The sequence below is a fragment of the Marinactinospora rubrisoli genome (genome assembly GCF_042664915.1).
GTDB classification, from domain to species: Bacteria; Actinomycetota; Actinomycetes; order Streptosporangiales; family Streptosporangiaceae; genus Marinitenerispora; species Marinitenerispora rubrisoli.
Genome location: NZ_JBHTBH010000001.1, coordinates 575447 through 589043, shown reverse-complemented (window position 1 = coordinate 589043; position 13597 = coordinate 575447). Strand labels below are relative to the sequence as shown.

Annotated in this window: 9 protein-coding genes; 8 read left to right on the top strand and 1 reads right to left on the bottom strand. The window is 75.1% G+C overall.

Annotation, left to right across the window (positions count from 1 at the left end):
- Positions 1-69: 69 nt before the first annotated feature.
- A complete protein-coding gene (locus ACFQRF_RS02695; RefSeq protein WP_379868486.1) occupies positions 70-1554 on the top strand; it encodes an MFS transporter in 1485 nt (494 codons plus the stop codon).
- Between the two features lie 186 nt (positions 1555-1740).
- Here the strand turns inward: ACFQRF_RS02695 and ACFQRF_RS02690 are convergent, their stop codons facing one another.
- Positions 1741-2691: a phosphatidylinositol-specific phospholipase C gene (locus ACFQRF_RS02690; RefSeq protein WP_379868484.1), complete on the bottom strand. Its 951-nt coding sequence runs from the start codon at positions 2689-2691 to the stop codon at positions 1741-1743.
- Positions 2692-3091: 400 nt separating this feature from the next.
- Between ACFQRF_RS02690 and ACFQRF_RS02685 the strand changes: the two genes are divergently transcribed.
- The 7 genes from ACFQRF_RS02685 (at position 3092) to ACFQRF_RS02655 (ending at position 13364) form a co-directional block, all read left to right on the top strand.
- The gene (locus tag ACFQRF_RS02685) at positions 3092-3649 is read left to right on the top strand and encodes a carboxymuconolactone decarboxylase family protein (RefSeq protein WP_379868482.1); all 558 of its coding nucleotides are present in this window, start codon (positions 3092-3094) and stop codon (positions 3647-3649) included.
- Positions 3646-4506 carry an RNA polymerase sigma-70 factor gene (locus ACFQRF_RS02680; protein ID WP_379868480.1) on the top strand — a complete coding sequence of 287 codons (861 nt, stop codon included), beginning with the start codon at positions 3646-3648 and terminating at the stop codon, positions 4504-4506. The genes ACFQRF_RS02685 and ACFQRF_RS02680 overlap by 4 nt, the downstream gene beginning before the upstream one ends.
- A gap of 359 nt (positions 4507-4865) precedes the next feature.
- Positions 4866-6968 (top strand): fibronectin type III domain-containing protein, encoded by a 2103-nt coding sequence (locus ACFQRF_RS02675; RefSeq protein WP_379868478.1) that lies wholly within the window; start codon positions 4866-4868, stop codon positions 6966-6968.
- 61 nt (positions 6969-7029) lie between these two features.
- On the top strand, positions 7030-8058 hold the full coding sequence (locus ACFQRF_RS02670; protein ID WP_465262327.1) for an AAA family ATPase: 1029 nt from the start codon (positions 7030-7032) through the stop codon (positions 8056-8058).
- A 41-nt stretch (positions 8059-8099) separates the two neighbouring features.
- Positions 8100-9224, top strand: a complete 1125-nt coding sequence (locus tag ACFQRF_RS02665) for a DUF58 domain-containing protein (RefSeq protein ID WP_379868476.1) — start codon at positions 8100-8102, stop codon at positions 9222-9224.
- Positions 9225-10551: 1327 nt separating this feature from the next.
- Entirely contained in the window at positions 10552-12858 is a 2307-nt protein-coding gene (locus ACFQRF_RS02660; RefSeq protein WP_379868475.1) for a transglutaminase TgpA family protein, read from the top strand.
- Between the two features lie 83 nt (positions 12859-12941).
- The gene (locus tag ACFQRF_RS02655) at positions 12942-13364 is read left to right on the top strand and encodes a spore-associated protein (RefSeq protein ID WP_379868473.1); all 423 of its coding nucleotides are present in this window, start codon (positions 12942-12944) and stop codon (positions 13362-13364) included.
- Positions 13365-13597 lie beyond the last annotated feature (233 nt).

Sequence of the window (13597 nt, the reverse complement as noted above, 5' to 3'; positions counted from 1 at the left end):
CCGCCCCGATCGCGCCGCTCACGGAGCGTGCCGTTCGCCGGGCCCTCAATGCGCTGGAAAGAATGCATAGTGGACGACACGCTGGAAAAGCCCACCCCCGGCGTCCAGGAGCACCGCTGGAGCAAGCGGCTCGTTCTCTGGGCGGCCGTTCTGACCCTCGCCAATGTTCTGGCCGACGTGGCCATCGGCTCGCCGATGATGGTCCTGCCCCAGTTACTGGAGCATTTCGACACCGACCAGGCGGCGTGGCTGAACGCGAGCGCGATGCTGGCCGGTGCCATCTGGTCACCGCTGCTCGCGAAGAGCTCCGACATCTTCGGCAAGCGCCGGATACTCATCGGCACGCTGCTCCTCGCATGCGCGGGAGCGCTGGTCTGCCTTGCCGCCCCCAATATCTGGATCTTCCTGGCGGGTCGCTTCTTCCAAGGCGCCGCCTTCGCCGCGGTCTTCATCACGGTGACCCTCGCGCGCCAGATCTACTCCCCGCGGGTGGCGATGGCCGTGGTCGGGCTCGTGACGTCCGGCTCGTCGGTCGTCGGGATCATCGAGCCGTTCCTGATGAAGCCGGTCATCGATGTGTTCGGCCACCGGAGCGTGTTCGTCGTGGCGGCCCTGCTCGCCGCGGCGGCCGCGATCTGCGTGCGTTCCTTCATCCCGGAGTCGCCGATCCGCGGCACCGGCCGGATCGACGTGGTCGGGGCGTTGCTGCTCGGTGGCGGCCTCGGCGCGGTGCTCGCCTACGTCAGCCTCGGCAGCGACCTCGGATGGCTGTCCGGGGGCGCGATCGCGCTGCTGGCGGCCGGTGCCGTCGCGTTGGCCGGTTGGGCGTTCCTCGCGCTGCGGGTCGACGAGCCCATCATCGACATCCGGGCTCTCAGCCGTCCGGTCCTGCTGACGCTGCTGGCCCTGGTGCTGGCAGCGGGCTCCTTCCGGAGCATGCTGCAACTGACGAGCATCATCGCCCAGGTGCCGCCCGGCCTGGGGCTCGGTTACGGGCTGGGCGACGGAGAGGCGGTCGCGGTGCTGCTCGCCACACCGAATTTCGGCATCGTCATCGGCGGCGCGTGCGCCGGATGGATCGCGGGGCGGTTCGGTCCCGCGCTTCCCCTCCTCGGCGGCATCGCTCTTGGGGTCGTGGCGACCTTCGTGATGCTGGCGGGCGTATCAGTGCTCCCGCTGGCGATCGCCTGCGGCGCCATGGTCGGTGTCGCCGCCGGCGCGATCGGTGCCTCCGGCTACAACCTGGCGACCGGCCTCGCGGCGCCCGAGCGGCAGGGCACGATCGCCGGTCTGGTGTCGGTCGTGCTCGCCCTCGGCTCGGTCGTCTTCAACTTCGCCGGGGGCGAGGTGCTCAAGGCGACCCGGATTCCCGGGACCTTCGCCGACGGTGCACCGGTGAGCACGGCGGCCGGCGTGTACCTCTACGTCGCGATGGCGGGAGCGCTCTTCCTCCTCGCCGTGGTGCCGGCGATCATGCTGGCACGTCACCGGCCCGCCGCGCCGGCCGTACCCGGGGCACCGCAGCGTCCGGGGGCGCCTGCGGTCGGCCGGTAGCCCGGCGGCCCCGCTGCCGTCCCCCGGAGGGACGGCAGCGGGGCGCGGGGTCAGGCGAACCGGCCACCAGTGCCGCCACCGGCCCGCCGCACAGCGCGGCCCCGAGCATGCCGGGCAGCGCGTGCGCGGGCGTCAGCCCGCTCAGTGCCATCCCGATGGCGACGTAGGCGAAGGCCGCACCCGTGGCTAGGGGTTCTCGGCCAGGATCTCCTCGACCAGGCCCGGGCCCGGGTAGTCCGCCATCACGACGCCCGTCCGGGGGAGGTCGGTCTCGCGGAGATAGGCGAGGGCGTGGTCGTTGGTGCCCCGGAACCCGAAGCCGCCCGATGCCACATGGATGGGGAAGGCTCCGACGCCGGCGCCGCTGAGGAAGTTGATGTGCAGGGTGCCGGCCGGACCGGTGCGGGTGGTCTCGAAGTGGGTGCGGGCCTTCTCCCACTTGCCGGCGATGTCGAAGAGGGTGGGCACCTCGTAGTCGTCCTGGATGGACATGCCCGAGCCCGCCCACCGGGGGCCGTAGACCCGGCCCGCTCCGTCGAAGTCCTGGAGGATGACGATGCGGCCGCGTACCTGGCCCAGGTCGGGGACGCGGGTGGCGTAGTCACCGCTCGGCGGCGTCCACACGAAGTCGCGGGCCAGACCGGCGGTCTCGGGGTTCTCCTCCAGGTACCAGTCGAGCGTCTCCTCGTAGCTGCGGGTGTTCTGCTCGGCGGTGTGCTCGGGCTTGATGCGCATCAGCACGGTCTCGGTCGGGTGTGCGCGCAGGAAGTCGGTGGTCTGCCGGATGACGTCGGTGAAGTTCGCGTTCACGTAGACGGCGCCGTGGTGGATCGTGAACCGGTCCTGGAAGTGCCGGGTCCGGATGTCGAGCGCCCGTACCCCCGCGTCGAGTTGTTCGGGGAGCGGGCTCTCCTGGGTCTCGGCGATCGCGGTGACGTCGCGCGCCATGGTGTCGTGGGTGCCGGGGATGGACAGCGCGGCCAAGCTGGTGCCGTCGCTGATCCCGGCCATCCAGTCCGGGTTGCTGATGGCTCCGAGGTCGAAGCTGTGCCGGTCGTCGGCCAGCGCCGGGGCCGCGGGCGCCAGCGCGGCGAGGAGACCGGCCATGAGCCCGGCCAGCGTGGTGCGGACGCGCACCCACGGACGACGGCCGGGCCGGGGGGAGGGTCGGTTTCGGGCGGGCACTGGGGGGATGCTCGTCGAGGACACGTTCGCCGCACCTAACGCTGAGTTGTGGGGGGATCTCACTCCGCGCAGCAGTATGGGCGGCCGCGGTAACGATCGCACCGCCGCGTCGCCCCGCTCGTGTGCCGGATGTGGCCGCTGCGGGATATGGACATGCCGGGCTTCGGCGTGTTAAACGCCGCCCGCCCGCGTCGCCCATGAGGGGGACGGGGCACTGCCGAGCCCCGCATCAGGATCGGGCGACCGGCCGATGTCACACTCCGGCGGGCCGGCCTGTCATCCCTGTGGAAGCACGCACCGCGGACGCCCGGCGAAGCTCGAACCGGGCGTCCGGCACGATGGAGGAGCCACCATGGCCCGTATCTCGCTCACCCCACCGGACACCCTGCTGAACCGCGTCGCCGCCTGGTACTCCCGGCGCGGCTACGGCAAGGTGCTCGCCCCCGGCCTGGCCATGGGGCACAACGCGCGGGTACTGCTCGCCTACGTCCGGCTGGAGCGCGCCGCCGCCAGGTGGAACGGCCTCGACCCCGGCCTCAAGCACCTCGCCGTGATGGCCTCGGCGGCCCGGATCAACTGCTCGTGGTGCATGGATTTCGGCCACTGGGAGGCCCACGAGCTCGGGCTGCCCATGGAGAAGATCGCCATGGTTCCGCGGTGGCGTGCCGACCGGGCGGCCTTCACGGAACTGGAGCTGCTGGTCCTGGAGTACGCCGAGGCGATGACCGAGACCGAGCCCCGCGTCACCGACGAGCTCGCCGCCGCGCTGCTGCGGCGACTCGGTGCGGCGGCCTTCGTCGAGCTCACCGCCGTGGTGGGCCTGGAGAACTACCGTTCGCGCGTCAACAGTGCCTTCGGCCTCACCGGCCAGGGCTTCTCGAACGCCTGCGCGGTACCGTCGCGACCGTGATCGACACGGCGACCTTCGAGCAGCACCGGCGCACGCTGTTCGGCATCGCCTACCGCATGCTCGGCAGCGTCGCCGACGCCGAGGACCTGGTGCAGGAGACCTGGCTGCGCTGCAGCCAGGCACCCGCGCCGGTGGACAATCCCGGCGGCTACCTGGCCCGCACGATCACCAATCTCGCGATCAACCTGCTCTCCTCGGCGGCCGTCACCCGGGAACGGTACGTCGGCCCCTGGCTGCCGGAGCCCCTGGTCACCATGCCCGACGCCGCGGAGGAGGCGGAGCTGGCCGAGTCGGTCTCGCTCGCCCTGCTGGTCGTGCTGGAGAGTCTCTCGCCGCTGGAGCGGGCGGTCTTCGTGCTCAAGGAGGTCTTCGGCTTCTCGTTCCGGGAGATCGCCGGGATGCTGGAGCGCAGCGAGGCGTCCGTCCGGCAGGTCGGCCACCGGGCCAGGGCGCACGTCCGGGCCCGCCGGACGCGGTACGACACCCCGGCGGAGGTGCGGCGGCAGGTCACCGACCGGTTCCTGGCCGCCTGCCTCGGCGGCGACCTCAGCCGCATGATGGAGCTGCTCGCCCCGGACGTGACGGCCTGGAGCGACGGCGGCGGTAAGGTGCGGGCCGCCACGCGCCCCCAGCACGGCGCGGACAAGGTCGCCCGGTTCCTCGCCGCCGTACTGGCCCAGCCGATGGCGGATCCCCGGCTGCACGCGGTCGACGTCAACGGCGAGCCGGGGCTGTTACTCACCGTTGCGGGCCGCCCGGACACCGTCGCCTGCGCGGAGGTGGCCGACGGCCGGATCACCGAACTCCGCATCATCCGCAACCCGGACAAGCTGCGGCATCTGCCGGCCGGTCGCTGACCGCCGGGCGCCACCCGGAAGCCGCCGCTCCGTCATCCGGGCCCCCCGTATTCGGGACGTTTTCGTGACCGGAGGGGATTGATTCGCCCGGCACGTTCTGGTTTGCTGCGATCGATCCATCGTTCTCTCATCCGCGCCGATCACGCAGCCCCCGCCCGATGTCCCCACCCCCTCGGGCGCGACCGAAAGCCCGCGTCGCCGCACGGAGTGTGACGATCGTGCCACGGCGCGGCATTCATCGGCCGCTGACATCGGGCCATGGGAGACGCCGCCGACCGGCGCGGAGCGTGACACCTTCACTCCGTCGCCAGTCCACCCCGCACGGCGGCTGGCCCTAGGTGAACAGGAGTCGTGGCACCGTGCGAGTGCGTATCGTCACGGCGGTCCGGAGGTTCTGGTCCGGGTCCGGCGCGTCCGGTGGCACCGCGGTCGTGCTGGCGGTCGCGCTCGTGTGCACGGTGTTCGGGGCCGGCGCGCTCGGGCGGGCGGACGCCATGTCGGACGGCAACGTGTGGCTGTGGAGCAGCCTCACCGGTGAGATCAGCCGGGTGAACGGGCACAGCGGGCAGGTCGATCTGGTCTCACGGCTGCCCGAGGCCACCGGCGACCGGGTCCAGGTGACCCAGAACGACCAGTACCTGATCCTGCACGACCTCGACACCGGGCGGATGACGGCGATCGACCTCAACCGGATGGGCTTCTCCGGCCGGGTCGACCTCGGTGCGGGCGGGGACTTCGCTCTGGCGCTCGGCGAGGAGACCGCGGTGGTCGTCGACCGCCGCACCGGCGAGGTTCAGCCGGTCGACCCCGCCACCCTGCAGACCACGGGGGAACGCGTGCACATGCCCGCGCCCCTGGTGGGCGGCGCGTTCGACGGCGAGGGCGCGCTGTGGCTCGGCGTCCCCAGCCAGGGCACGGTCGCCGGTCTCACGGCCGCGCACGGCGAGGTGGAGGTCGGGCGGACGGTCGCGGTGGCCGACCCCGGCGACGATCTCGCCGTCTCCGCGCTGGACGACGGCGCCCTCGCCGTGAACCGCTCTGACGACGAGATCGCGGCGGTGACCGGCACCGGCGACCCGGTGGTGATCCCGTCGCCGATCCCGCTGGAGGGCGCCTCGGTCCCGGACCGGACCACCGGCGACCTCATCGCGCTGACCGCGCCCGAGGCCGGGCGGATCCTCACCCTCACCGGCATGGCGAGCGGCGATCCGGAGCTGGGCTCCATCAGCGTCGACCTCGCCGCGGCGGGAACCGCCGTGCCTTATGAGGGGCGGGTGTACCTGCCGTTCGACGAGGAGGGCGTGGTCCGCGTCTACGCGCCGGACGGCGTGGAGCAGCAGGTCATCACCGTCCCGGAGACCGAGGGCGACCTGGAGGTCGAGGTCCGTGAGGGCCACCTGTTCGTCAACGCCCCGGACTCGCGGTCGGCCGTCGTCGTGGACCCGTCCGGTCGCGCCCAGGTGATCGACAAGTACGCGCCGCCGCCCGGTCCCGGTGGCGACCCTGCCGAGCCCGGCGACATCACCGATCCGGGGCCGCCGGCCAATCCGCCCGCGTCACAGCCGCCCATCGAGGTGCCGCTGCCGAGCGACCCGCCCGGCCCGATCCCGGACCCCGAGGAGCCCGAGGAGCCCGACTCCGGTGAGGCCCCCGGCGCGCCCACCCCCGTCTCGCACGAGGCGGGCGACGGCTCGGTGCGGCTGTCCTGGTCCGCCGCCTACTCGCCGGACGCCCCGGTGCAGCGCTACGTCGTCACCTGGGAGGGCGGCCGGACCACCGTCGGCGGCGACGAACTCGGCACGACGATCACCGGCCTGACCAACGGGACGGCCTACCGGTTCCGCGTCACCGCCACGAACCGGTACGGCACCGGCCCCGCCGCGCAGTCGGCCGAGGTGACGCCGTCCCGGGACGCGCCCGCCGCCCCGGACTGGGTGAGCGCCGAGGCCGACGGCGACGGACGGGCCACCGTCACATGGGCGCCGGTGGACGGCGCCGTCGACTACCTCGTCACCACGCGGGCCGACCCGGCGGCCGACGTCGCCGACCGCACGTCCACCGGCGGTTCGGTGACGGTCACCGGCCTGGAGCCCGGCTCCAGCTACGTGTTCACCGTGGTGGCGCGCGGTGAGGGCGGTGCGAGCGGGGAGCCGGCGAGCAGCGCGCCGCTCACGCTGCCCGAGGCGTCGCTCGGCGCGCCGGCCGAGGTCTCGTTCCAGACCTCGGGCGGCACGATCGCCGTCCGCTGGTCGGCGGTCGAGGGCGCCGCCCAGTACCGTGTGACGCCCGGCGGCGACGGCAGCGGGAGCCTGCAGCCCGTGACCGTTCCGGGCACGTCGCACTCCTTCCAGCGCACGTCCGGACGGTGCTTCTCGTTCACGGTGCAGGCGGTCGGTTCCGACGGGACCGTCGCCGAGGAGGGGACCACGAGTCCCGCCTCCTGTGTCCGGGACTTCGGCTGAGCCGCCCGGTGCCGCATCCCCGCCCCGTCGCCCGCACATCCGCACAGAGAAAGGACCGTCAGTGACCACCGCGTCCGACGCCGTCGCCAACACGGCCCCCGGCGGCCACGCCGCCGCGCCGCCCCTCACCACCGAGGAGGTGACCGCGTACGCCGCCGACGTCGAACGCATCGCGGCCGCCGTGCGGCGGACGGTGCTCGGCAAGGCCGACGTCGTGCGGCTGGCGCTCACGGCGCTGCTCTCGGACGGCCACATCCTGCTGGAGGACGTGCCCGGGGTCGGCAAGACGACGCTGGCCCGCGCGATCGCCGCGTGCGTCGGCGCGGACTGGCGCCGCATCCAGTTCACTCCGGACCTGCTGCCGTCGGACGTCACCGGGGTCACCGTCTTCAACCAGGCGGAGCACACGTTCGAGTTCCACCCCGGGCCGGTCTTCGCCGCCGTCGTGATCGCCGACGAGATCAACCGCGCCTCCCCCAAGACCCAGGCCGCGCTGCTGGAGGTCATGGAGGAGCGGCACGTCACGGTCGACGGTGTGCGGCACCCGGTGCCGGAGCCGTTCCTCGTCGTGGCGACGCAGAACCCGGTCGAGATGGACGGCACCTACCGGCTGCCCGAGGCGCAGCTCGACCGGTTCCTCGTGCGGCTCTCCCTCGGTTATCTGGACTCCGATGCCGAGCTCGCGGTGCTGCGCGGCGAACGGCTCGCCTCGCCGGACGACCTGGAGCCCGTGACGGACACCGCCGGCATCGCCCGGCTGGCCGCCGCCGCCCGGCGGGTGCACATCCACGACGCCATCTTCGAGTACGTGCTGCGTCTGGCGCAGGCCACCCGGTCCCACTCCGAGCTGCGGGTGGGCCTGTCCACCCGCGCGACGCTGGCGCTGACCGGCGCGGCGCGGACGGCCGCGCTCGCCGACGGGCGCCCGTTCGTGGTTCCCGAGGACGTCAAGCGGCTGGCCGTCCCGGTGTGGGCGCACCGGCTCGTCCTCACCTCCGAGGCGGCGGTGGGCGGCCGGGACGCCGCGACGCTGCTGGCGGAGGTCCTCGACGACACGCCGGCGCCGCAGCCGGTGCGGACGGTGGCCTGAGTGTCCGGCGGGGGCGCACGGGCGACGGCGGGGCGGCGCTGATGCCGACGGCTCGGGGGTGGGCGGTCGCCGCGTGCGGCGCGGCGCTGCTGACGCTCGGTGTGGTCTGGGACTACCGCGAGCTGGCCGTGCTGGGCGCCGCCGCCCTGCTCGTGGTGGCCCTCGCCGTGGCGCTGGCCCGGCCGCCGGGGCGGATCGCGGTGCACCGGCGGCCGGCGGCGTCGCGCGTCGCGCCGGGCGGTTCGGTCGCGGTGGACGTGACGCTGAGCGCCGACGGCCGCCGCCGGTTTCCGCGGCTGGCCGAGCGCGTCGCCGGTCTCGGGGAGGAGCGAATGATCGATCTGCCGGACGCGGGGGCGGCCGGAAGCGTCCGTTACCGGCTGGCGGCCGGGCGGCGCGGGGTCCTCGAACTGGGACCGGTCCAGGCCCGGCGTTCCGACCCGTTCGGGCTCGCGGCGGCCACCCGCCGGTACGGCGGGACGGACCGGGTGTGGGTGCACCCCCGCTGGACACCGCTGCGTTCGCTCCCGGTCGGCCGGGTGCCCGACCCGGACGGTGTGCTGGACGGTGCCAAGAGCGGGAACCTCACGTTCCACGCGCTGCGCGACTACGTGCTGGGCGACGACCTGCGGCACGTGCACTGGCGCAGCTCGGCGCGGCAGGGCCGGCTGGTGGTCCGCGAGTACATCGACACCTCCCACGCGCGGATCGCGCTGCTCGTGGACGACCGGGGCGCGGCCGACGGCCGTGACGGGCTGGACGCGGTGGCCGAGGCGGCGGCGTCCGTCGCGGTGACGGCACTGCGCTCGGGCCTGCGGTGCGACCTGCGCCTGGTGAGCGGCGCGGCCCGCGACGGCGCGGCCGGGGTGCACCGTCTGCTCGACCTGCTGGCCGAGGCCGAGCCGACGCCGGAGGCCGACCTCGCCCGCACGTGCCGGGCGCTGCGCACCCGCCGGGCCGGTGACACGGTGGTGCTGGTGAGCGCCGGGCTCTCCGACGACGACCTGCGGGTGTTCGCGGAGCTGCGCGACTGCTGCCCCGGGCTGGTCGCCGTGCTGCTCGGTCCCGCCTCCGGCCGGGTGGCGCCCTCGGGCGTGACGGTCCTGCCCGCGCGAGATCCGGCCGACTTCGTCCGGCGGTGGAACGAGGCGCCATGGGCGCGCTGAAGGGGTGGGGCGCCCGCACGGCCGCCGGAACCGGCCCGCGACCCGGCCGAGTGCAAGCCCCGGCGGTCGGCGGATACGACGACACGCCGCCCACGCAGATCGCCGAGGCCGTGCCACGGGCGAATCCACCGGCGCGGGCACTGGCCGACGGACGGGGGCCGGCGGCGCGGGGCATCGCGTCGCCGGTGCCGGAAGGCCGCGGTGCGGTTCAGCGGTGGCCCTCGCTTTCCAGCAGGGCGATGCCGGTTCCCGCCCTGGTTCGCGTGGGCCGACCGGCCCCGGGGCTTGCGGGTGTGCGGCGGCCCGCGGCAGGGGCTTCTTCCGCGCTGGCGGCGGAGCCGACCTCCGTCGGGCCGGGAACACGCGTGGGCGTGGGCTCGCCCGCCGGTCAATGGCCCGGCGCCCAGGGATCCTCGGCGGTCGGCACCGCGAACCCGCGGGTCCGCGGGCCGGCAGGCGCGCGGGGCTCCGCCACGCGTCCGGGACCCGCCCCCGCCGGACCTCCCGATCCGGCACACCGGGTACCGCGGTCCGGCCGGCGGCTCCACCCGGGGCACGTCGCGGATCACGTCCCGTACAAGGGGTGGCCTCCTTACGCTGGCACCCCCACCGATGCGCGATCGCGTCAGACGGCCTGGCCCGGAAAGCACGCCACAGGCTCACCCGACGATCGGCGGCCGGATTCTCCGAGAACCCGCGCGGACGGCCGGTGCCTCGTCATGCGGCACAGGATGGCGGACCGCGCGTCCGCCGGTCCCGGGACCTACCGGTCGCGCGCTCGGCTCCCGAGGTCCACGGCGGACGGCTCGCCCCGTCCCGTTCCGCCTGCGGCAGCGGCAGACGCCCAGGGCCGCGCCGCGTGCCCCGCCCGCACCAGGCCTCGCGGACCGGCACTGCGGGCGCAACAGGCGGCCCGAGGGCTCCACCCGGATCACGCGCCGCTTCGAGTCCCGTGCGCGGACGGGGCATGTGGCTCCGGCTCCCACGCCGACGCACGAGCGCGCCGGAACCGCTCGCCCGCACGAAGCCTCGCGGGTTCACCCGCCGCTCGCCGGCCGAATTCTCCGGGTACCCGCGCGGGCGGCCGGTGCCGCGCCATGCACCCCGGGGCGGATCACGCGTCCACCGGCCCTGGAATCCGCTACTCACGGCCGTGGCCCCCGGGATTCCCGGAGAACGGCCGGTCCCGTCATGTTCCGCCCGCGGCGCGAATCTCCGCTTCGACCGGCCGAGAGCGGGACTCGGCCGCGCGCCGGAATCCGCCGATCGTCCGGTCCGGGCGGCGGTCGGGTTCGATGAACGGCCTGGCGCGAGGGAGAGGTGGGCCATGGGCGCGGTGACCGTCGAACGGCCGAGTCCCTCGACCGCCGCCGCGCGTCCCGGGGCGGACGGTGGGACGGCGCCCGGTCCGCCGCGTCGCGACGTGCGAGCGGTGTTCGGGGCGGTGTGCCTGGTTCTCGCCACCGTCGCGGGCGGGGTCGCGCTCGCGCCGTCCTATGCGGAACCGGGTGCCGTGCGGATCGTGCTCGGCGCGGCGGCGGTGGTGAGCGTCGCGGTGACGCTGCTGCTCTCGGCGCGGACGGCGGCCGTCGCGGCGCTGCTGGGCGGGTCGCCCATCGCGCTCGGCGGCGTGGTGGCGGTGGCCGCTTGGCGGCCCCCGCTGGCCGGGTTCCCCCCGGAGCAGGTCGCGTCGGCGCTGGTGCACTCCGGGGCGCACATCCTGACCAGCGCGGCCCCCACGCCGGTGAACGTCGACACGCTCACGCTGCCGATGCTCGCCACCTGGCTGGCCGGTGCCGCCGCGGCCCACCTGTGGCACCGGCGGCGCGGCGGAGCGGCACTGGTCCCCCCGGTGCTGCTCCTGGTCGGCGCGGTGGTGCTGAACGGGCCGGTGGCGCCGCCGGGATACCTGGCGGTGGGGCTGCTGGCCGCGGCCGCGGCGGGCCTGTTCGCGGTGTCCGGGGCCGACGCGCGGGCCGCGCAGGGCGCGCCGGGCGGCGCCGCCCTGCGGGTCGGTCTCACGGACGCCGACGGTGGCACGGCGGTGCCCCGCGGACCGCTGCGGCTTCGGGCCGTCGGCGCGGCCGGACTGGCGCTGCTGGCGGTGCTGGTCACCACGGTGGCCGGGCCCGCCGCCGTCTCCGGCTGGGAGGCGCGGCCGTACGACCCGCGTTCGGCCGTCTCGCCGCCCACCCCGCCGGCGCCCGCGCTGAACCCGCTCGGCTACCTGTCCGAGTGGGCGGCCGAGCCCGACCGGCCGCTGCTCACCGTCCGCGCCGGTGAACCCGCCGAGCTGCGCTGGGTGGCGCTCGGCGAGTTCACCGGAACGACCTGGCTGCCCGAGGCCGGGTACCGATCGGCCGGAACCGCGCTGCCCGCGCCGGAGCCCGCCCCGCCGCACGCCACGGAGGCGCGCGTCGAGGTGGCCGTGGGCGAGCTGCCCGGCGACTGGCTGCCGGTGCCGGGCGCGCCGCGCAGGATCGACGCAGCCGGAATCGGCTTCGACGCCGTCTCGGGGACCGTGGCGGCGCTGGACGGTCCCGCGGAGGGACGCCGCTACACGGTGACCGGCGATGTCGGGCACTGGCGCGCCGCGGAGATGGCGGACGCCCGGGTTCCCGCGGACGCCGCCCTGGACCGGTACCGGGAGCTGCCGGCCGGGGCGCCGCCCCTGGTCACCGAGATCGTGGCGGAGATCGCGGCGAGCGGCCCGCCGCACGCCCGGGCCGAGGCGATCGCCCGCTACCTGCGGGAGACCTACACCTTCGACCCCGAGGTGCCCGGCGGGCACGGCTACGCCAACCTGGCCAACCTGCTGGTCGCCCCCGGCGAGGACGGCGGCGGCGGGACGTCGGAGCAGTTCGCGAGCGCCTTCGCCGTGATCGCGCGGGCGGCCGGCCTGCCGAGCCGCGTCGTCGTGGGGTTCGGCCCGGGCGCACCGGCCGGCGACGGCGAGTTCCAGGTCCGCACCGGCGACGCGGTCGCGTGGGGCGAGGTGTACCTGTCCGGTTTCGGCTGGGTGCCGTTCGACGTGACGCCCGGCGGCGAGGACGCGGGCGGTTCCGCCGCGCCGGAGACCGGGTCGATCGCCGAGTCGGAGGCGCCGGAGCCGGAGAACTCTCCCACGCCACCCGAGGAGGACGACCCGGCGGCGTCCGGGCACCGGGAACCGGCCGGAACGCGCTGGGGCGTGATCGTCGTGGTGGCGGCCGGTGCGGTGCTCGGGCTGGCCGTGCTCGCGCTGGTCGGCGTGCCGGTCCTGCGGTGGCTGCGGACGCGCCGCCGTCTCGCCGCGCCGGATCCCGGCGACCGGGTGCTCGGGGCGTGGCACGAGCTGCGCGATGGATTGCGGCTGGCCGGTGCCGCGCTCCCGGCCTCCGGCACGGCCGCCGAAACGGTCGCCCTGGCGAACGGGCTGCTGGCGACCGGCGAGCCCGGACGGCGGCTGCCCGAACTCGCCTACGCGGTCAACATCGTCGGCTTCGCGGCGACCGGCTGGCTCACCGCCGGCGCCGCCGAACGGATCGTGGCCGACACCCGCGGCTACCTGGCGGAACTGCGCGCCGGGCAGCGCCGCCTGCGCCGCCTCACCTGGTGGCTGGACCCGCGCCCCCTGTTCTGGCGGGCGCCATGATCCGGCCGCTCCACCGAACCGCGGAGTCCCGGCGGCACGCGCCGTCGGGGCCGCCGACCGGCCTCACCCGCGAAGGAGTCACCGTGCGAACCGTCAGACCGAGATGGACGACGGCGGCGGGCGTGGTCACCGCCCTGACCGCCGCGACCCTGCTGTCGTCGGCGAGCGCCGCGCAGGGCGCGAGCCCCGAGGAACTGTGCGGCGCCGGATTCGGCACCGTCAACTCCCAGGCGCTGCCGAACGGCGCCGGTACCGTCTACCTGCTGTACAACAACGACGACGGCCGCAACTGCGCCGTCACCATCCGGTCCGGCTCGGGCGGCCCGGTGTACATGGACGTCGGGCTGCGGCACGCCGGCGACGACTCGACGGCCGTGTGGGACTCCGGCAGCTTCGCCCAGTACGCCGGGCCGGTCTACCTGCAGGCGGCCGGCATCTGCGTGGACTGGACCGGCGCGATCAGCGACCGGTCGATCACCGTCCACGAGACCAACTGCGGCTCCTGACCGCGCGAACCGCTCGCACGCCTCGCCACGGCGACCGGCCGGACGGCGCACGGGCGGGGCCTCCGGCCTGCGAGGACGTGTTTTTTCCTGGTCGCGTTCGTCTTCTCACTCCGCTGCGCCGGGCCCCGTACGAGGGGCCTCCGGCCAGAAACGGCGCCACCTACGCTCGCTCCTCGGCTCACCGCTCCCGTCCCCCGGTCGCATTCGCCTCCTCACTCCGCTCCACCGGCCCC